At 73.6% G+C, this 17,919-nt stretch carries 14 protein-coding genes; 6 read left to right on the forward strand and 8 right to left on the reverse strand.

Features of this window, described 5'->3' with window-relative positions:
• The first annotated feature begins 20 nt into the window (after positions 1 to 20).
• Together AC07AW_RS04565 and AC07AW_RS04570 are read left to right on the forward strand one after the other, a co-directional pair.
• Positions 21 to 1,367 (forward strand): SWIM zinc finger family protein, encoded by a 1,347-nt coding sequence (locus tag AC07AW_RS04565; RefSeq protein WP_478814022.1) that lies wholly within the window; start codon positions 21 to 23, stop codon positions 1,365 to 1,367.
• Positions 1,368 to 1,420: 53 nt separating this feature from the next.
• The gene (locus AC07AW_RS04570; protein ID WP_478814023.1) at positions 1,421 to 3,085 is read left to right on the forward strand and encodes a DUF5691 domain-containing protein; all 1,665 of its coding nucleotides are present in this window, start codon (positions 1,421 to 1,423) and stop codon (positions 3,083 to 3,085) included.
• A gap of 311 nt (positions 3,086 to 3,396) precedes the next feature.
• On the opposite strand, the gene AC07AW_RS04575 is transcribed toward AC07AW_RS04570, so the two are convergent.
• The gene (locus AC07AW_RS04575) at positions 3,397 to 3,804 is read right to left on the reverse strand and encodes a coenzyme B12-dependent isobutyryl CoA mutase small subunit (protein ID WP_041130843.1); all 408 of its coding nucleotides are present in this window, start codon (positions 3,802 to 3,804) and stop codon (positions 3,397 to 3,399) included.
• 301 nt (positions 3,805 to 4,105) lie between these two features.
• Here AC07AW_RS04575 and AC07AW_RS04580 point away from each other — a divergent pair, with 301 nt between their 5' ends.
• Positions 4,106 to 4,897, forward strand: coding sequence for a lipase family alpha/beta hydrolase (locus tag AC07AW_RS04580; protein ID WP_478814024.1), 792 nt, complete (start codon positions 4,106 to 4,108; stop codon positions 4,895 to 4,897).
• A gap of 222 nt (positions 4,898 to 5,119) precedes the next feature.
• Complete coding sequence (locus AC07AW_RS04585; RefSeq protein WP_478814025.1) at positions 5,120 to 6,724, forward strand: M23 family metallopeptidase; 1,605 nt, start codon at positions 5,120 to 5,122, stop codon at positions 6,722 to 6,724.
• Between the two features lie 78 nt (positions 6,725 to 6,802).
• Here the strand turns inward: AC07AW_RS04585 and pcrA are convergent, their stop codons facing one another.
• Both pcrA and AC07AW_RS04595 read right to left on the reverse strand, forming a co-directional pair.
• A complete protein-coding gene (pcrA, locus tag AC07AW_RS04590) occupies positions 6,803 to 9,253 on the reverse strand; it encodes a DNA helicase PcrA (protein ID WP_478814026.1) in 2,451 nt (816 codons plus the stop codon).
• Between the two features lie 131 nt (positions 9,254 to 9,384).
• Positions 9,385 to 9,738 (reverse strand): hypothetical protein, encoded by a 354-nt coding sequence (locus AC07AW_RS04595; protein ID WP_392151003.1) that lies wholly within the window; start codon positions 9,736 to 9,738, stop codon positions 9,385 to 9,387.
• A 345-nt stretch (positions 9,739 to 10,083) separates the two neighbouring features.
• Here AC07AW_RS04595 and AC07AW_RS04600 point away from each other — a divergent pair, with 345 nt between their 5' ends.
• Entirely contained in the window at positions 10,084 to 11,184 is a 1,101-nt protein-coding gene (locus AC07AW_RS04600; protein WP_478814027.1) for a C40 family peptidase, read from the forward strand.
• A 141-nt stretch (positions 11,185 to 11,325) separates the two neighbouring features.
• Here AC07AW_RS04600 and AC07AW_RS04605 read toward each other — a convergent pair whose 3' ends face one another.
• Entirely contained in the window at positions 11,326 to 12,042 is a 717-nt protein-coding gene (locus AC07AW_RS04605; protein WP_478814028.1) for a LuxR C-terminal-related transcriptional regulator, read from the reverse strand.
• Positions 12,039 to 13,301 (reverse strand): PspC domain-containing protein, encoded by a 1,263-nt coding sequence (locus tag AC07AW_RS04610; protein ID WP_478814029.1) that lies wholly within the window; start codon positions 13,299 to 13,301, stop codon positions 12,039 to 12,041. The genes AC07AW_RS04605 and AC07AW_RS04610 overlap by 4 nt, the downstream gene beginning before the upstream one ends.
• Before the next feature lie 156 nt (positions 13,302 to 13,457).
• Here AC07AW_RS04610 and AC07AW_RS04615 point away from each other — a divergent pair, with 156 nt between their 5' ends.
• On the forward strand, positions 13,458 to 14,798 hold the full coding sequence (locus tag AC07AW_RS04615; RefSeq protein ID WP_478814030.1) for a PspC domain-containing protein: 1,341 nt from the start codon (positions 13,458 to 13,460) through the stop codon (positions 14,796 to 14,798).
• A 156-nt stretch (positions 14,799 to 14,954) separates the two neighbouring features.
• Here AC07AW_RS04615 and AC07AW_RS04620 read toward each other — a convergent pair whose 3' ends face one another.
• The 3 genes from AC07AW_RS04620 to AC07AW_RS04630 all read right to left on the reverse strand — a co-directional run bounded on the left by AC07AW_RS04620 (position 14,955) and on the right by AC07AW_RS04630 (position 17,846).
• Positions 14,955 to 15,539 (reverse strand): DoxX family protein, encoded by a 585-nt coding sequence (locus AC07AW_RS04620; protein ID WP_478814031.1) that lies wholly within the window; start codon positions 15,537 to 15,539, stop codon positions 14,955 to 14,957.
• Positions 15,540 to 15,628: 89 nt separating this feature from the next.
• Positions 15,629 to 16,861 carry a hypothetical protein gene (locus AC07AW_RS04625; protein ID WP_478814032.1) on the reverse strand — a complete coding sequence of 411 codons (1,233 nt, stop codon included), beginning with the start codon at positions 16,859 to 16,861 and terminating at the stop codon, positions 15,629 to 15,631.
• A 196-nt stretch (positions 16,862 to 17,057) separates the two neighbouring features.
• A complete protein-coding gene (locus AC07AW_RS04630; RefSeq protein WP_478814033.1) occupies positions 17,058 to 17,846 on the reverse strand; it encodes a class II aldolase/adducin family protein in 789 nt (262 codons plus the stop codon).
• Positions 17,847 to 17,919: the final 73 nt, after the last annotated feature.

Genomic DNA, 17,919 nt, shown 5'->3' on the forward strand with positions numbered 1-17,919 from the left:
CGGCCTCTACCGTCGACGACATGAATGGCATGGGGGTGCGCTGGACTGCGGAACAGGTGCTGGCACTGGCTCCTGACGAAGCGTCGCACAGTGCGGGGAGCAGGCTCGGCACGGCCGGGCCCTGGTCGGAGACGGGGTGCGGGGACGGCGCCGTCTGGGGCGTGTGCAAGGGCAGCGGGGACACGCCGTACCGGACGGTCGTCGACACCGAGGGACCGGCGTACTCCTGCGGTTGCCCCAGCCGGAAGTCCCCCTGCAAGCACGCGCTGGGCCTGCTGCTGCTCCGTGCGGCGGACGGGATCGCCGCCGAGGACGCCGCCGCGCCCGACTGGGCCGCGCAGTGGCTCACCGGGCGCCGCACCCGGACCCCGAGCGCCGGCCGGCGGGCCGGGGAGGCGGCCCCGGGGGCGCCGGCCGACCCGGAGGCGGCGCGGCGCAGGGCCGAGCGCAGGGCGGCCCGGATCACCTCGGGCGCGCAGGAGTTGGAGCAGCGCCTCGCCGATCTGCTGCGCGGCGGTCTGGCGGCGAGCGGGCAGGCGGGGTACGGGTGGTGGGAGGAGACGGCGGCCCGCATGGTCGACGCCCAGGCGCCCGGTCTCGCGGGGCGGGTCCGGGAGTTGGGGGCCATACCGGCGTCGGGGCCGGGCTGGCCCGTGCGGCTCCTGGAGGAGTGCGCGCTGACCCACCTCCTGGACCGGGCGTGGCTGGCGGCGGACCGGCTGCCCGCCCCGTTCGCGACGACGGTACGGACCCGGGTGGGCCTCACCGCCCCGGCCGGCGGCGTCCCCGTGCGCGACCACTGGCTGGTCCTCGCGCAGTACGACGCGGCGGACGCCCGGCTGACCACCCGTCGGATCTGGCTGCACGGCGCGACGACCGGCCGCACGGCGCTCCTGCTCTCCTTCGGCGCGGCGGGCAGGGCTCCCCTGCTCGCGCTTCCCGTGGGCGCGCTGCTCGACGGCGAGCTGACCCCGCACACCGGCTCCGGCCAGGTGCGGGCGGAGCCGGGCGGGCCGTTCGTCCCCGTCGCCGGCCCCGTCGCCCCGCCGGAGGGCGGACCGGTCGGCGTGGCGCTCGACGCGTACGGCCGTGCGCTGTCCGAGGACCCGTGGCTGGAGTCCTGGCCCGTGACACTGAGCGGGGTCGTCCCGGCCCGCGCGGAGTACGGCTGGCAGCTCGCCGACGCCGACGGCCGCGAGGCGCTGCCCCTGACGCCCGCCGCCCAGTCCCGGCCCGGCCTCTGGCGCCTGGTCGCCCTGTCCGGCGGCGCCCCGGTGACCGTCTTCGGGGAGTGCGGGCACCGGGGGTTCACCCCGCTCGCCGCCTGGTCGCCGGAGACCCCGGGCGAGACGGTCCCCCTCATATGACACCCACTCACATAAGGCCCGACCACCGCGCACCGGCCCACGGGAGGAGCCCGATGGACACCACCACGACCACCGCCACCACGCCCCCCGCCGATGACGCGGCGTGGGAGGAGCTCGTCAGCTCGGCGCTGCTCGGCACGGACCGACGGCCGCCCGCCGGGCTCGCGGGCCCGACGGCGGCCCGGGACATGCCGGGTGCACTGCTCGACGCGGCCGCGCTGCACACCGTACGGCGCAGGGCGGGGCTGCGGACCGGGCCCGCCGCGCCCCTGCCGGAGCCCGCGCCGGAGGACCCTCGCCCGCCGCTGCCCGAGGCCGCCCGGCTCCGCCTCGACCAGCTGCTCGCCGGCCGGGCCGCGCCCTCGCCCGCCGGGCGGCGCGGATCCGCCCCCGACCTTGCCGAGCTGCTCCCCCAGTGGCTGGTCCTCGCCAACCGGCAGGGCTACAAGGCCTCGCCCGCCGCCCTGCCGGCGCTGCTCGACGCGGCCAGGGCCCGCACCGATCTGCGGCCCCAGGCGCTGCGTCTGGCCGGGCCGCGCGGTCTGTGGCTGGCCCGGCTCAACCCCGAGTGGAGGTTCGCCCTCCGGGGCACGGGCGCGGGCGGCAACCTGCCGTCCCCGCAGGACTCGGAGGGCGTCCGTGCCCTGTGGGACGAGGGCCTGTTCGCCGAGCGGGTCGCCCTGCTCGCCGCCGTACGGACCGAGGACCCGGCCGCCGGCCGCGCGCTGCTCGCCTCCACCTGGTCCGCCGAGCGGGCGGAGGACCGGCTGATGTTCGTGGACTCGCTGCGGACCGGACTCTCCGCCGCCGACGAGGAGTTCCTGGAGGAGGCCCTCGGCGACCGGAGCCGCAATGTAAGGGCCACCGCCGCCGAGCTGCTCTCCGCCCTGCCGGCCTCCGCCCTCGCGGGCCGGATGGCGGTCCGGGCCGCCACCTGCGTGGGCCTGGACCGGACGGCCCCGGTCCCCACCATCGCGGTCGAGGCCCCGCACGAGTGCGACGCGGCGATGCAGCGGGACGGTCTGGTGGCGACGCCTCCGGCGGGCCGGGGCGAGCGCTCCTGGTGGCTGGGCCAGCTCGTCGAGGCGGCGCCGCTGCCCGCCTGGCCGGCCAGGTTCGGGGGCCGTACCCCGGAGGAGATCGTGGCGCTGCCGGTCGCCGACGACTGGCAGGGCGAGCTGCACGCGGCCTGGTGCCGGGCCGCCGTGCGCCAGCGGGACCCGGCCTGGTCGCGGGCGCTGCTCGGTTCCCCCGCGATCCCGCCCGCGACGGGGCCCGGCACCTCGTCCCTCGCCGAGCGGGCCCAGCTCCTGTCGACGCTGCCCGTGGAGGAACGGGCGCGCTGGGTCGCCTCGTTCGTCGCGGCCCATGGTCTCTCGGAGGCGTTCCAGCTGCTCGGCGTCTGCGCCGTCCCGTGGGCGGAGCCGCTCGGCGCGGCGGTGATCGACGCCCTCGACATCGCGCGGGAGGCGGGCAGTTACCCGTGGAGCTTCAGCGGGGTGATGGGCCTGGCGGAGCGCTGCCTCGCGCCGGAGGCGGCACGGCAGCTGGAGTCCCTGACGGCCCGCCCCGACGAGGCGGAGGACCACTCCCCCGGCGCGGGCGACTACTGGGCGGAGGCCTTCCAGCGCCTGGTCTCGACGCTCCGGCTCCGCGCGGCGATGCGCGACGAACTCACGCCGACGGGGCCCGGCCCCGTACAGCCGTCCACCCCCTGAGGAGCCGGCCCCGCCGGACCACGCCCGCCGGGACACGACCGCCGGACCACGCCCGCCGGGACGAACCTCGCCGGAACCGCGCCGGCCGGGACACGACCTCCGGGACGAACCTCGCCGGAAGCGCGCCACCAGGATCCGCGCCCGCCGGGACGAACCTCGCCGGAACCGCGCCAGCCGGGACACGACCTCCGGACGAACCTCGCCGGAAGCGCGCCCGCAGGATCCGCGCCCGCCAGGAAGAACCCCGCCGGGACGACGACAGGGCCCTCGCTCAGGAGGGCCCTGTCATCACCTACGCAGCACGCGGCAGGTCACGCGGCGACGCGGACGTTCGCGTTCACCCAGTCGACGATCGACGCGGTCGTCGCGCCCGGCGTGAAGATCTCCGCGACGCCCTTCTCCTTCAGCGGGGGGATGTCCGCGTCGGGGATGATGCCGCCGCCGAAGACCTTGATGTCCTCCGCGTCGCGGTCCTTGAGGAGCTCCAGGACCTTCACGAACAGCGTGTTGTGCGCTCCGGAGAGGATCGAGAGGCCGATCGCGTCGGCGTCCTCCTGGATCGCGGTGTCGACGATCTGCTCGGGCGTCTGGTGGAGCCCGGTGTAGATGACCTCCATGCCGGCGTCGCGGAGCGCCCGCGCGATCACCTTGGCCCCGCGATCGTGGCCGTCGAGACCCGGCTTGGCGACGACCACGCGGATCGGACCGCTCACACCCATCAATGCCTCCACATGCGACCCCCGCGCCTCTTTGCCGGGGAGGTGAACGAACGTTATCTCCAGCATCCCGCACCCGGCCGTTTCGCGGTGGCGACCGAGGGGGAAATCACACGTGGGACATGTTCGCTCTGCGCCGTCCCCGCTCACGGGCCCTCCTCCTGGGCCCACCAGCCGCGAGCGGGGCCGGTCGCGAAGGGAGCCGCGACGAGGTCGCCGCGCCCCCGTGCCGCCGTCCGTGCGGCGCGGGGGCGCGGCGGACCGGCGTACCGTTCGGCCCCGCGTGCCGTTCGGGAGGCCGGCCATGGAGCTCGCCAAGGTCACCGCCCTGATGAAGGCCGCCGCGCTGGAAGTCGCGATCCTCACCGGCCATCTCGTCCTCTACCCGTCCGGGATCGTCGCCGAGCGGCTCTCCCCCACCGAGCCGGCCACGACGATCACCCCGGGCAGCCGCCCCGTCGTCCTGCTGCACGGTTTCGTCGACAACCGTTCGGTGTTCGTCCTGCTGCGCCGTTCCCTCACCCGGCACGGACGTGACTGCGTCGAGTCGCTCAACTACTCCCCGCTCACCTGCGACCTGCGGGCCGCCGCCGAGCTGCTCGGCCGCCGGGTGGACGAGATCCGCGCCCGCACCGGACACGCCGAGGTCGACATCGTCGGGCACAGCCTGGGCGGGCTGATCGCCCGCTATTACGTGCAGTGTCTGGGCGGCGACTCCCGGGTGCGCACCCTGGTCACGCTCGGCACCCCGCACTCGGGCACCACGGTGGCCCCGCTCGCCGACGCGCATCCGCTGGTGCGGCAGATGCGGCCCGGTTCGGAGGTCCTGCGGGAGCTCGCCGGGCCCGCGCCCGGCTGCCGGACCCGGTTCGTGAGCTTCTGGAGCGATCTGGACCAGGTGATGGTGCCGGTGGAGACGGCCCGTCTCGACCATCCCGACCTGCTCGTGCACAACGTGCGGGTGAGCGGGATCGGTCATCTCGCGCTGCCGGTGCATCCGACGGTGGCCGCCGGGGTCCGGGAGGCCCTCGACGCCGGGGGTCCGGCCGCCTCCGGGACGCGCGAAGAGGGGCCGGAGGCCACCTCCGTCGCCTGACCGCACGACACCGTTCTTCGAACGTTCATCGAACACAAGGCCAAAGCTCTCCACCCGACCTGGCAAAAGACGGTCGATTGCCCGTTTCCTGCGGGCCCAAACCCCGCCGAAGATTGTCCGCCGCGCGTACCGCCGGGTACAGTCGCGCCACTGCTTACCCCCGGGACACCCCTCACGGGCCCGCCCCGGACTGGTCCTGCTGCCGAGGCGAGAGAGACGTTGGTGAACGACCAGCACCCCCACGCCGGGTACGTCGGAGACGGCGCCCACACCACCGGCAGCTACGCCATCGACCCGCTGTTCGGTGCCTACCCCGGCGGTCAGGCCGACCACAGCGGCCAGTGGGACCTCGGCCAGTACGCGGCCACCGGCACGTACGCGACGACGGGGCAGTACGACACCACCGGGCAGTACGACATGACCGGCCAGTACGACACGACCGGGCAGTACGACACCACCGGCCAGTGGGACACCACGGGCCAGTGGAACGCCGCCGCCACCGGCTACGACGCCACCGGCGCGTACCCGACCGCCGCCACGCAGTACGAGACCCCCACGCAGTACGACACCACCGGGCAGTGGGACGCCTCCGCCTGGACCGAGGCCCAGCACACCGGCCAGTACGAGACCGCCCACGCCGGCGCGTACGCCGCCCAGGGCACGTACGGCTACGAGGCCTACGACGCCACCGGCCAGTGGGCCGCCCCCGCCTTCGCGACCGAGACCGGCGCCTTCGACGCGACCGCGTGGAACCACGCGACCCCGGAGCCCGAGCCGGTCGTCCCCCAGCAGTACACCCCGCACACCCCGCAGGCCGAGCACACCGCCGAGTTCGCCTTCGAGTACGTCGCCGACGAGGCCGACGAGCCCTACGCCCAGGGCGACGACCTGGCCGATGCCGGGGAGCCGGAAGCCCTCGAAGGTCTCGAAGGCGGCGAGGACGACGCGTACGACTACGACGACTACGAGGGCTACGAAGCCGACGACATGACGGTCGACGCGCCGGCCGTCGAGGTCCGTACCGACGCGCCCCTCGCCGGCCGCCCCGTGCGCAGCTCCTCCGGCGGCGGCCGCGGCCGCCGCCGTACCCCCGCCAAACGGTCCGCGCTGCTGACCGTCGCCGTCCCCTCCGCCTGCGTCATGGGCGTCGCCGGCATCGCCGCCGCCTCCGTCGGCGGCCTCACCGGCCCCACCACGACCGGCGGGCAGAAGGACGACACGACCACGCTCGCCGCCGCCGACCCGGCCTCGGTCAAGCAGGTCGCCGCCAACAGCGCGCTCGACACCCAGCTCGCCGCGCTCAGCGCCGACGCCCGCGACTTCGGCGACCGCGCCAGCCGCACCCAGGAGCGCATCGACCTCCGCGCCCGCCAGGCCGCCGAGAAGAAGAAGCGCGAGGAGGAGGCGGCCCGCAAGGAGGCGCTGCGCCCCAAGTTCCTGCTGCCGGTGAAGCTGCACCAGCTCAGCGCCCGGTTCGGTCAGGCCGGCGTCAACTGGATGTCCCTGCACACCGGCATCGACTTCCCCGTGCAGTACGGCACCCCCGTGATGTCCGCGACCGACGGCACCGTCCGTACGCAGTGGAACAGCGCCTACGGCAACATGGCGATCGTGACCGCCCCCGACGGCACCGAGACCTGGTACTGCCACCTCAGCAGCACCAAGATCCGCTCGGGGTACGTCAAGGCCGGCGACGTCATCGCCTACTCCGGCAACTCCGGCAACTCCACCGGCCCGCACCTCCACTTCGAGGTCCGGCCCGGCGGCGGCTCCGCGATCGACCCGCTGCCCTGGCTCCGCAGCCACGGCCTCGACCCGACCAGCTGAGCCTTCCCCCGCAATCCGCACGAGAAAGGGCCCCGGCAGCCATTTCCGGGGCCCTTCTCCTGTCGTCCTGCCGTCTCGCTACAGCTTCTCGACCGGCGCGTACCGCAGCAGCAGCCGCTTCGGCTTGTCGTCGCCGAAGTCGATCGTCGCCTGCGCGTCCGAGCCCGCACCGGTCACCGACACGACCGTGCCGAGGCCGAACTGGTCGTGCGTGACGCGGTCGCCGACCTGCAGGGAGATCACCGGCTTCTCGCCGGCGCGCCGGGTCGCGAAGCCGGAGGGACCGGAGCGCGCACGCGAGGAGGAGAGCGAGGAGGTGATCCCCGAGATCGGCCCGGCGGGCTTCGCCATCGGACCGGTCCGCTTCCACTCCAGGTACGTGGGCGGGATCTCCTCCAGGAAGCGCGAGGCCGGGTTGTACGAGGGCTGGCCCCAGGCACTGCGCATCGACGAGCGGGTGAGGTAGAGCCGCTCACGCGCGCGCGTGATGCCGACGTACGCGAGGCGCCGCTCCTCCTCCAGCTCCTTCGTCTGCCCGAGAGCGCGCATGTGCGGGAAGACGCCGTCCTCCATGCCGGTGAGGAACACCACCGGGAACTCCAGGCCCTTGGCGGTGTGCAGGGTCATCAGGGTGATGACGCCCCGGCCCTCCTCGTCCTCGTCCGGGATCTGGTCGGAGTCGGCGACGAGGGCGACCTGCTCCAGGAACTCGGCGAGGGTCGCGGGCTCCTCGCCGCGCTCCTGCTCGAACTCGAGGGCGACGGCGGCGAGCTCCTGGAGGTTCTCGATCCGGGTCTCGTCCTGCGGGTCGGTCGAGGCCTGGAGCTCGGCCAGGTAGCCGGTCCGCTCCAGGACGGCCTCCAGGACGACGGCGGGGCCGGCACCGGACTCGACGACGGTGCGCAGCTCATCCATGAGCGCGTTGAACCGCTTCACCGCGTTCGCCGAGCGCGCGGCCATTCCGTACGCCTCGTCGACCCGCTTGAGGGCCTGCGGGAAGGTGATCTTCTCGCGCAGGGAGAGGGCGTCGATCATCGCCTCGGCGCGCTCGCCGATGCCCCGCTTGGGGACGTTGAGGATGCGGCGCAGCGGGACGTTGTCCTCGGGGTTGGCGAGGACCCGCAGGTACGCGAGGACGTCCCGGACCTCCTTGCGCTCGTAGAAGCGCACACCGCCGACGACCTTGTAGGGCAGTCCGACGCGGATGAAGATCTCTTCGAACACACGGGACTGGGCGTTGGTCCGGTAGAAGACGGCGACGTCCCCGGCCTTGGCCTCGCCCGCGTCGGTGAGCCGGTCGATCTCGTCGGCGACGAACTGGGCCTCGTCGTGCTCGGTGTCGGCGACGTAGCCGGTGATCTGCGATCCCGCGCCCGCGTTCGTCCACAGGTTCTTGGGGCGGCGGGACTCGTTGCGCTCGATGACGGCGTTGGCCGCGGAGAGGATCGTCTGGGTGGAGCGGTAGTTCTGCTCCAGGAGGATCGTCGTCGCGTCCGGGTAGTCCTCCTCGAACTGGAGGATGTTGCGGATGGTCGCGCCGCGGAAGGCGTAGATCGACTGGTCGGCGTCGCCGACCACGCACAGCTCGGCCGGGCCGAGGTCCTCGTAGCCGGTGCCGACGAGCTCCCGCACGAGGGTGTACTGGGCGTGGTTGGTGTCCTGGTACTCGTCGACGAGGACGTGGCGGAAGCGGCGGCGGTAGTGCTCGGCGACGTCGGGGAACGCCTGGAGCAGGTGGACCGTCGTCATGATGATGTCGTCGAAGTCCAGGGCGTTGGCCTCGCGCAGCCGCGCCTGGTACATCCGGTACGCCTCGGCGAGCGTCTTCTCGAAGCCGTCGGCGGCCCGGTCGGCGAAGGTCTCCTCGTCGATCAGCTCGTTCTTGAGGTTCGAGATCTTGGCGCTGAACGACTTCGGCGGGAACTTCTTCGGGTCGAGGTCCAGGTCCCGGCAGACCAGCGACATCAGCCGCTTGGAGTCGGCGGCGTCGTAGATCGAGAAGGAGGAGGTGAAGCCGAGCCTCTTCGACTCGCGGCGCAGGATGCGGACGCAGGCGCTGTGGAAGGTCATGACCCACATCGCGTTCGCACGCGGTCCGACGAGCTGCTCGACGCGCTCCTTCATCTCGCCGGCGGCCTTGTTCGTGAAGGTGATCGCCAGTATCTGGCCGGGGTGGACGTGCCGGGTGGCCAGGAGGTGGGCGATGCGGTGGGTGAGGACCCGGGTCTTGCCGGAGCCGGCACCGGCGACGATGAGCAGCGGGGTGTCGGTGTGGACGACGGCGGCGCGCTGCTGCTCGTTCAGCCCTTCCAGGAGCGCGGCGGCGTCCACGACGGGCCGGGCGTGGCCGTCGCGGTAGTGCGTGTCCCGGGCGGGCGGGGGCGCGTCGAAGTGCTCCCCGAAGAGGTCGTGCGGAACCTCCTCCGTGGCCGGGGAGCCGTGCTCGTCGTCCTCGGGGTGGGGCGGGGGCTCCTCCGAGGAGTGGTTCTGGAGGCCGGCCAGGAAGCTGTCGTCAAAGAGGCTGCTCATCGCCTCACGAGTCTAGGACGCCGCACCGACATCCGGGCCCGCCTTCGGGACGCGGGCTGTGGAAGGGCTCACACCCAGGGGGTCGTGATGCGCACCCAGAGAGTCGCGGCTCACACCCAGAGGGTCGCGGTTCACACCCAGAGGGTCGCGATGAAGATGTTCGCCGTGGTCAGGCCGCCGACGGCGGCGAAGAGGCCCTTGTCGACCTTCTCCTCGTCCCGCTTGACGTAGACGAGACCGAGGATCACGACGAGGATCGCCAGCTTGATGCCGACCTTGAGGTTGTTCACGGTCTGGTCGTCGGCCTGGTTGAGTCCGACGAGCGCGACGCCCGTGATCAGCATGGTCAGCGCGCCGTGCAGCATCGCGGGGCTGAAGCGGGCCGTACCGGCGCCCATCGCCTTCATCTGGGTGAGGAAGCCGCCGAGGAGGGAGGCGATACCGACGATGTGCAGGGCGACGAAGACATTGATGAGTACGTCCATGGGGCGGAGCCTAACCGGGGCCCTAGCACCGCTCTCCGGCCGGGTCCACTCCCCGCGCCGCTTCGGTCGGACGATCTCCGGAATGCCCCCGGTCCCTCACTCCAGATGAAAGAGATCGGCCCCCGACACGTCAACTGACGCCAATAACGGTCAACTCCCCGTCCGGCCGTGACCCCAGGTTTAGCGTCCTCCACCAGGTGACCGGCTCCCCACCACCGCCGGCGATCCGGCGGCTGTCGGTCACCCCCGCCGAGAAAACCCGGCGGCGGTCCGTCTCCCCTGTGCGGCCCGCCGTCGGCCCGGCGGGCACCGTCCCCCTCAGGGAAGAGGATGTGACCCGCCCTCGTGGCAGCGCACCGGAAGTCCAAACAGTCCCCCTTCGGCGGCTCGGCGGTCCGCACCGCCGCCACCCTCGCCCTCGCCTCGGCGGCGACGGCGACGCTCTTCGAAGGGTCCGGCCACGCGGACCCCCGGCCCACCACCGCCCAGGTCAAGGCGAAGGTCGACCGGCTCTACGAGGAGGCCGAGGTCGCGACGGAGCGGTACAACGGGGCGAAGGAGAAGGCCGACGAGGAGCGCGCCGCCTTAGACCGGCTGCGCGACGAGGCCGCCCGCAGGACCGAGCGGCTCAACACCGCCCGGGACGCGCTCGGGGCCATGGCCGCCGCCCAGTACCGCAGCGGAGGGCTCGACCCCGCGGTGCAGCTCGCCCTCACCTCCGACCCCGACCAGTACCTGGAACGGGCCGCGCTCGCCGAGAAGGCCGGGGACCGCCAGGCGGCCGCCGTCACGGCCGTACGGCGCGAGCTCGCCGCGATCCGGCAGCTGCGCGGCGAGTCGGCCGGGAAGCTGACCGCCCTGCGCGGGCACGAGGCGGAGCTGCGGCGGCAGAAGGCCACCGTGGTCGGCAAGCTGACGGAGGCCAGGACGCTGCTGGCCCGGCTGACCGAGGAGGAACGCGCGCGGTACGAGGCGGCCGCCACGGCCCGGGACGGCCACGGCACCAGCACGTGGGCCGACGGTTCGACCGGCGGCTCCCCGACGGTGCGGGCCGACCGCTCCTCGGGCGGCGAACGCGGGCCGGTGACCGCCCCGAACGCCCGGGCCGCCGCAGCCATCTCCTTCGCCCGCGCCCAGCTGGGCAAACCGTACGTGTGGGGGGCGACGGGCCCCTCCGCGTACGACTGCTCCGGCCTCACCCAGGCGGCCTGGCGCGCGGCCGGCGTCTCCCTGCCCCGCACGACGTACACCCAGATCAACGCCGGCACGCGGGTCTCCCGCTCCCAGCTCGCCCCCGGCGACCTGGTCTTCTTCTACTCCGGCATCAGCCACGTCGGGCTCTACATCGGCGGCGGCCAGATGATCCACGCCCCCCGGCCGGGCGCCCCGGTGCGGATCGCCCCCATCGACGAGATGCCCTTCGCCGGGGCGACCCGCGTCGGCTGATCCCCGGCTCGGGCCCGGTGGCGAGCCCTACTCGGGCCCGTCCGACCTACTCGGGCCCGTCCGACCTGCTCAAGGCCCGGTCCGACCTGCTCAAGGCCCGGTCCGACGTGCTCGGGCCCGGTGAGCCCGGCTCGGGCCGGCTCAGACCAGGCGGCGGGCGGTGGCCCAGCGGGTCAGCTCGTGGCGGTTGGAGAGCTGGAGCTTCCGCAGCACCGCCGAGACATGCGACTCGACCGTCTTCACCGAGATGTAGAGCTGCTTGGCGATCTCCTTGTACGCGTATCCCCGGGCGATCAGCCGCAGCACCTCCCGCTCCCGCTGGGTGAGCCGGTCCAGGTCCTCGTCCACCGGCGGCGCGTCCGTCGAGGCGAAGGCGTCCAGGACGAAACCGGCGAGGCGCGGCGAGAAGACGGCGTCGCCCTCCTGGACCCGGAAGATCGAGTCGACCAGATCGGTGCCCGTGATCGTCTTGGTGACATAGCCGCGGGCACCGCCCCGGATCACCCCGATGACGTCCTCGGCCGCGTCCGAGACCGACAGGGCCAGGAATCGGACGGGGTCCTCGGGCGCGCCCATCAGGCTCGCGCAGCGCCGCAGCACCTCGACCCCGCCGCCGCCCGGCAGGTGCACGTCGAGGAGGACGACCTCGGGGCGGGTCGTGGTGATGACCGTGACCGCCTGGTCGACGTCGGCGGCCTCGCCGATCACCTCGACGCCGGTGACCTCGGTCCGGCCGATCTCGGCCTGGACCCCGGTGCGGAACATCCGGTGGTCGTCGACGAGCACCACCCGCACCCGACGCTCCGTGCCCGGCGCCCCCGCTTCGGCTCCGGTCGCTGCTCCGGTCTCGTCGCTCATCCGTCCGCCCTCTCCATCTCGAGCTCCACTTCGGTGCCCCCGCCCTGCGCCGGCCGCAGCCGGGCCGTACCGCCGTTGCGCTGCATACGGCCGATGATCGATTCTCGTACGCCCATCCGGTCGTCCGGCACCGAATCCAGGTCGAATCCCGGTCCCCGGTCCCGCACCGACACGAAGACCGTGCGTCCCTCCACCTCGGCGTACACCTGCACGGCCCCGCCCTCGCCACCGTACTTGGCGGCGTTGACCATCGCCTCGCGCGCGGCCTGCATCTGCGCGGTCAGTTTCTCGTCGAGGGGGCAGTCGCCGACGACGACCACCTCCAACGGGACCCCGTGTTTGTCCTCGACCTCGGCCGCCGCCCGCTTCACCGCCTCCGCGAGGGTCTCCGGCTCCTCGTCCCGGCCGGTGCCCTCGGGCTTGTACAGCCAGTTCCGCAGCTCCCGCTCCTGCGCGCGGGCGAGACGGCGCACCTCGCCGGCGTCGTCGGCGTTGCGCTGGATCAGGGTCAGCGTGTGCAGCACGGAGTCGTGGACGTGGGCCGCGACCTCGGCGCGCTCCTGGGCGCGGATGCGCATGGTCCGCTCCTCCGTGAGGTCCTGCGACATCCGGACCAGCCAGGGGCCGGCGAGCAGGGCTATGCCGGTGAGGACCGCGACGGCGGCGGTGAGGGCCGTGCCGAGCTGGGCGACGGAACCGCGGACGACCACGAAGACCGCGAGGCCGGTGCCGACGAGCCCGACGCCGACGAGGCCGCGGACGATCTGGAGCGCCCGTCTGTGGCGCCCGGAGTCGGTCCAGCTGGCCCGCCGGGCGTTGTCCACCTGTCTCCAGACGAGGACGACGCCGACGGCGATGAGGAGGAGAGGCCATATGTAGCGCCCGGTCTCGTTGTCGACGCTGATGTTCCCGACGAGGGCCGCGATGCCGATGCCGAGCGCGATCAGGGCGACGACCTGCCCGCTGTCGGGCTTGCGCAGTCTGCGCCGCCCGTCCGGGGTGGTCTCGAAGAGGGAGCGCGGGGCGGACCGGCCGCCGACGCCGAGCGGGACGACGATCCAGAAGACCGCGTAGAGCACGATGCCGAGGCCGTTCGAGAACGACAGCACCACGAAGAGTGCGCGCACCCAGACGACCGGGAGGCCGAGGTGGCCCGCGAGGCCGCGCGCGACACCGCCGAGCCACCGCCCGTCGGCGCTCCGGTAGAGCCTGCGCACGGGCGGTTCGTCGGTCTCGGTGACACGAGCGGTTGCGGACATGCACCGATCGTCACACGTCCGGCCCTCCCCGGACATCAGGGTCCGCCCTGAGATCGTCCCTGGTACGGACTCGGGGGCGGCGGCCCCGCGAATATCAGGGTCGGGCCAGGGTCGGTCCCGGTGCCGCCGGGCGTCACGGGCCGTCACCATGGAGGCATGACGAGTTCGATGCCTTCGCAGCACGAGGCCCCGCCGCCGGCGGAGGCCGATCCCGCCCCGCCGCTCCGGCGCTCGCGCGGAAGCAACGTCGTGGGTGGCGTCTGCGGAGGTCTCGGGCGGCACTTCGACCTCGACCCGGTGATATTCCGGGTGGTGATCGGCGTGCTGGCGGTGACGGGTGGCCTGGGGCTCGTGTTCTACGGCTTCGCGTGGCTGCTGATCCCGCTCGCGGGCGAGGAGGAGAGCGAGGGGCGCAGGCTGCTGACGGGCCGCGTGTCCGGGGCCTCCCTCGCGGCCCTGCTGATGGCGCTGATCGGCTGCGGGATCTTCCTGTCGACGCTGCACAGCGGTCAGCTGCTCGGCTTCACGCTGACGCTGTCGCTGGCGGTGTGCGGGGCGGCGGTCTGGTCGCAGCGGCGGCGGGCCGCCGCCGAGACCGAGGGCAGAGCGGACTCCGCGACGGTCCTCACGGTCGCCGAGGCGCCGCCCGAGACCAAGGCCCCGCCGATCTACGAGTCCCCTTCCTGGTGGAGGGACCCGATCGTCAAGGACGGCTCGACGGGCAAGGTGGCCGTCGGCTACCTGTGGGGTCCGCACGGACTCCTGGACGAGGACGGCAAGGTGAACGGCGAGGTGCCGAGGCCGGGCAGTCAGTGGGGTCCCGGCCCGTCGGCGCCCGGGCGTCCGACGCCCTCCGTCCGCCGGAGCCCGCTCTCCATCGGGGGTCTCGTCTTCCTGCTCGCCCTGCTCGCGGGCGGTCTCGGCACGGGCCTGACGTGGGACACCCACCCGCTGGGCACCAGCCTGCAGATCGGCCTGGTGGCCGCTCTTGCGGTGTTCGGCCTGGGCCTCGTCGTCAGCAGCTTCCTCGGGCGGACCGGGTTCGGCACGGTCTTCCTGACCGTGGTCACGGCGGGCCTGCTCGCACTGGCCACGGCGTTGCCGGACCGGATCGCCACGGAATGGGTCCGTGAGTGGTGGCGGCCCACCTCGGTGGCCGCCGTGCAGCCGGACTACGGGCTGGGCACCGGGGTCGGCACGCTCGATCTGTCCCGGCTCCCGCTCCCGGCCGGCACGACGGTGGCGACGCGCGCCTCCGTGGGTGCCGGTCAGCTCAAGGTGATCGTCCCGAAGAGCGCGGTCGTGAAGCTGCACGCCCAGGTGGGTCTGGGCGATCTGCAGCTGCCGGGGGCGCCCGCCGGCGACATCGACATCGCGCCGGACCGGGATGTGACCCGGACGCTCACCCCGCCGGCCGGGACCACCCCGGCGGGCACCCTGGACCTCTCGCTGGAGGTCGGACTCGGACAGGTGGAGGTCACCCGTGCTGCTTCATGAGTTCCGCCCCGGCCGGCTGCTCGTCGGCCTGACCGCCCTCGCTCTGGCCGCCGTCTACGCGGGCGACGCCGCCGGCGCCTGGACGACCCCGTGGTACGCGGTGGTCCCGGTGCTCTGCGGCGGCCTGGGCACCGCCGCCGTCGCGACCTGGGTCGCCTATCGAATACGGCGCCGCTCGGCGAGGAGCCGGTCCAGTGAGAGCACCGGGGCGCCGGCCAGCAGCAGCGGGAGCCAGGACATCAGATAGGCCAGGTCGTTGCCGAGGTAGTACGGGTGCACCTGCCAGCTCACGGTCAGCCAGAGGCTCAGTGAGATCAGGGCGCCGCCGAGCGCCGCCAGTCGGGCGTAGAGGCCGAAGAGGGTCCCGAGCCCGACGGCGAGCTCTCCGAAGGCGATGGCGTATCCGAAGCCGGTCGGGTTGTTGAGGGCCAGGTCGACGAGGGCGGGGATCGCGGAGCTGTCGCGGACGCCGCGCATCATCTCGCCGATGGAGCCGCTGCCCGTGTCGGCGAAGAAGGCGGAGTCGGTGAGCTTGTCGAGTCCGGCGTAGACGAACGTGACCCCGAGGAAGATCCGCAGCGGAAGGAGGGCGTAGCGGGAGGCGATCTCCCGCCACTGGTCGAAGGTGGCCCTGCGCTCGACGAAGCGCCCACCGGCACCGTCACCGCCGGTACCGCCGACTTCCCGGGCCCCGCCCGGGTCGTCGCTCGGGTCGTGCGGTCGGTCCGTCTGTCCCGTCATCCTCGGTCACCTCTCCACGCCCCGTACGACTGTTCGCGGACGATTCTCCTCGCACCGGGTGCCCAGGACACGGGAAGGGGGCCGGATGATCAGTCCACGACGTCGATCGTGACCCGGTTGGTCTCCGCACCGGCCGCCGTGACGACCGAGACCTCCACCCGGCCCGGTTCCACGTCCGCCGGGAGGGGGACGGTCAGGGAGGCGTCGGTGGGGTTGGCGAAGCCGCCCGGGACCGGGACCAGCGGCACGTGGGCGTGGACGGGGCCGATGCGCACGACGAGACGGGTCAGCGGGTCGGGGGCACCGGCGCCGGGCGGGACGAAGCCGCAGCCGCGGATCTCGATGTCGTCGCCCGTACGGATCGGGGCGTCGAGGTCGCCCGCCTCCCGGGAGCGGACCACGGAGTGGATCGTGGGGCGGACGCCCTCGGTGCACTTCGCGGCCAGGTACCAGGCCGCCGAGACGCCGACGAGCAGCACGAGGGACCAGGGCACTTCGGGGAGCCGGTCGGGGTCGCGGGCCAGACCGACCGCGGTCAGGGTGAGGACGGCGCCGGAGACGAGGAGGTACTGGACGTCGGCGAGGGCGGCCCGGCCGCTGTCGTCGCAGACCAGGTCGGCGGCGCGCGGGCGGTCGGCGCGCACCTTCTGGAGACGGCCGGCCGCGATGCCCAGGGCGACGACGAGACGGGCGGTGACGGTGACGGAGGCGACGAGGGCGAGGACCGTCAGCAGGCCGGCGCCCCGGGCCAGACCGAAGGCGGTCGCGCCCGGGGAGCGGAAGGTGAGGAAGAGGAGGGTGTAACCGAGGAGGAGGAGCCAGCCGGCGGCGACGGCGCGGGTGGTGGAGAGCCGGTTGTCCTCACCGATCAGCGGGGCGAGGAGACCGCCGCGGGCCCGGTGGGCGTGGGCGGCGGCGCTCAGCAGGACGGCGAGGACCAGGGCCGTGCAGAGGCCGGCCGTGCGGGCGCCGGTCCAGCCGCCGTCGATGGCGGTGAGGGCCTGGCCGAGGAGGAGGGCCACGACGGCGCCCCAGACCGCGCCGAGACCCCCGCTCCGTACCCGGTCGAGCCAGGCGAGCCCCGCCTCCCGGCCGCGTACGGCCACGGCGCGCGCCGACTGGGCGAGCTCGTCGGAGACCCACTGGCGGGCGGCGACCGGGGAGTGGGCGACGGCCGCGGGGACGCCGTGGCCGGCGGCGAGTTCGTCGCGCCGGGCCAGGAAGGCGGCGACGGCGCGCCGGTGTCCTGCCTGCCCGCAGTGGGCGCATCCGGCGCAGGCCGTCGCGTGCTCGCCGTACTGTCTCGCCTCTTGAACCGCCACGGTGCTCACTCCCGAGCTCACTGCACGGCCCGCTTCGATCCGCCTCGATGCGTCCGGGCGCGGCCCGAAGGGCCAACCAGCCGTTGATTCCACGGAATTGTGCCGTACCGGCGGCTCCCGCGCCTGCCGCGTGCGCCCCGCCGGAGAGTGATTGCCGCGCCATCTCATTGACGTACAGAAGGGTGAGGCGATGGTGTTACGACAGGAGTTCGGGGTCCGTTCGGCTGATCCTGCGCCAGAGGGGCTGGTAGTTGATCCAGGCGACGAGGTCGCTGCCGAGCTGTTCCCGGGTGGCGACCGCCTCGCGGTGGTCGATGAGCACCGGTTTGCCGGCGGCCCGCGCGGCCAGCTGGACCTGGGCGCAGCGTTCGAGCGCGATGAACCACCAGGCGGCGGCGTCGACGGAGGTGCCGACGGTGAGCAGCCCGTGGTTGCGGAGCACGATCGCCTTGAAGGTGCCGAGGGCGACGGCGATCCGGCGGCCTTCCTCGGCGTCCACGGTGACGCCGGTGTAGGCGTCGTAGAGGGCGTGGTCCTGGTAGAAGGCGCAGGCCTCCTGGGTGATCGGGTCGAGGAGTTCGCCGAGCGCGGCGAGGGCCCGCCCGTGGACGGAGTGGGTGTGGGCGACGGCGACGGCGTCGGGCCGGGCGCGGTGGACCTGGGCATGGACGGTGAAGGCGGCCTGGTTGACGTGGTGGCCGCCGCGGAGGACCTGTCCGTCGCCGTTGACCAGGATGAGGTCGCTCGCGGTGAGGTCCTCGAACGGCGCCCCGAAGGGGTTCACCCAGAAGCAGTCGGCGTACTCCGGGTCGCGGGCGGTGATGTGGCCCGAGACGCCTTCCTCGTACCCGAGCCGTCCGAAGAGCCGGAGCGCGCCGGCGAGCCGCTGCTTGCGGTGGGTGCGTTCCTCCTCGGCCGTCGCGTGGACGGGCGGCAGGGCGAAGTGGAGCCGTTCGACGGGGACGGGGTCGGGTATCACGCTCATGCGCCGGAAGGTAACGCCCGGCCGGTCAAGTCACCAGAGTCCGGACGGACATCCGGGCCGGGAAGCGGCGAGG

Source organism: Streptomyces sp. NPDC044003 (assembly GCF_056435185.1).

Coding starts and splice junctions, on each gene's coding strand:
- AC07AW_RS04565 (WP_478814022.1), top strand. CDS start 21: ATGAATGGCATGGGGGTGCGCTGGACTGCGGAACAGGTGCTGGCACTG.
- AC07AW_RS04570 (WP_478814023.1), top strand. CDS start 1,421: ATGGACACCACCACGACCACCGCCACCACGCCCCCCGCCGATGACGCG.
- AC07AW_RS04575 (WP_041130843.1), bottom strand. CDS start 3,804: ATGGGTGTGAGCGGTCCGATCCGCGTGGTCGTCGCCAAGCCGGGTCTC.
- AC07AW_RS04580 (WP_478814024.1), top strand. CDS start 4,106: ATGGAGCTCGCCAAGGTCACCGCCCTGATGAAGGCCGCCGCGCTGGAA.
- pcrA (WP_478814026.1), bottom strand. CDS start 9,253: ATGAGCAGCCTCTTTGACGACAGCTTCCTGGCCGGCCTCCAGAACCAC.
- AC07AW_RS04595 (WP_392151003.1), bottom strand. CDS start 9,738: ATGGACGTACTCATCAATGTCTTCGTCGCCCTGCACATCGTCGGTATC.
- AC07AW_RS04605 (WP_478814028.1), bottom strand. CDS start 12,042: ATGAGCGACGAGACCGGAGCAGCGACCGGAGCCGAAGCGGGGGCGCCG.
- AC07AW_RS04610 (WP_478814029.1), bottom strand. CDS start 13,301: ATGTCCGCAACCGCTCGTGTCACCGAGACCGACGAACCGCCCGTGCGC.
- AC07AW_RS04615 (WP_478814030.1), top strand. CDS start 13,458: ATGACGAGTTCGATGCCTTCGCAGCACGAGGCCCCGCCGCCGGCGGAG.
- AC07AW_RS04620 (WP_478814031.1), bottom strand. CDS start 15,539: ATGACGGGACAGACGGACCGACCGCACGACCCGAGCGACGACCCGGGC.
- AC07AW_RS04630 (WP_478814033.1), bottom strand. CDS start 17,846: ATGAGCGTGATACCCGACCCCGTCCCCGTCGAACGGCTCCACTTCGCC.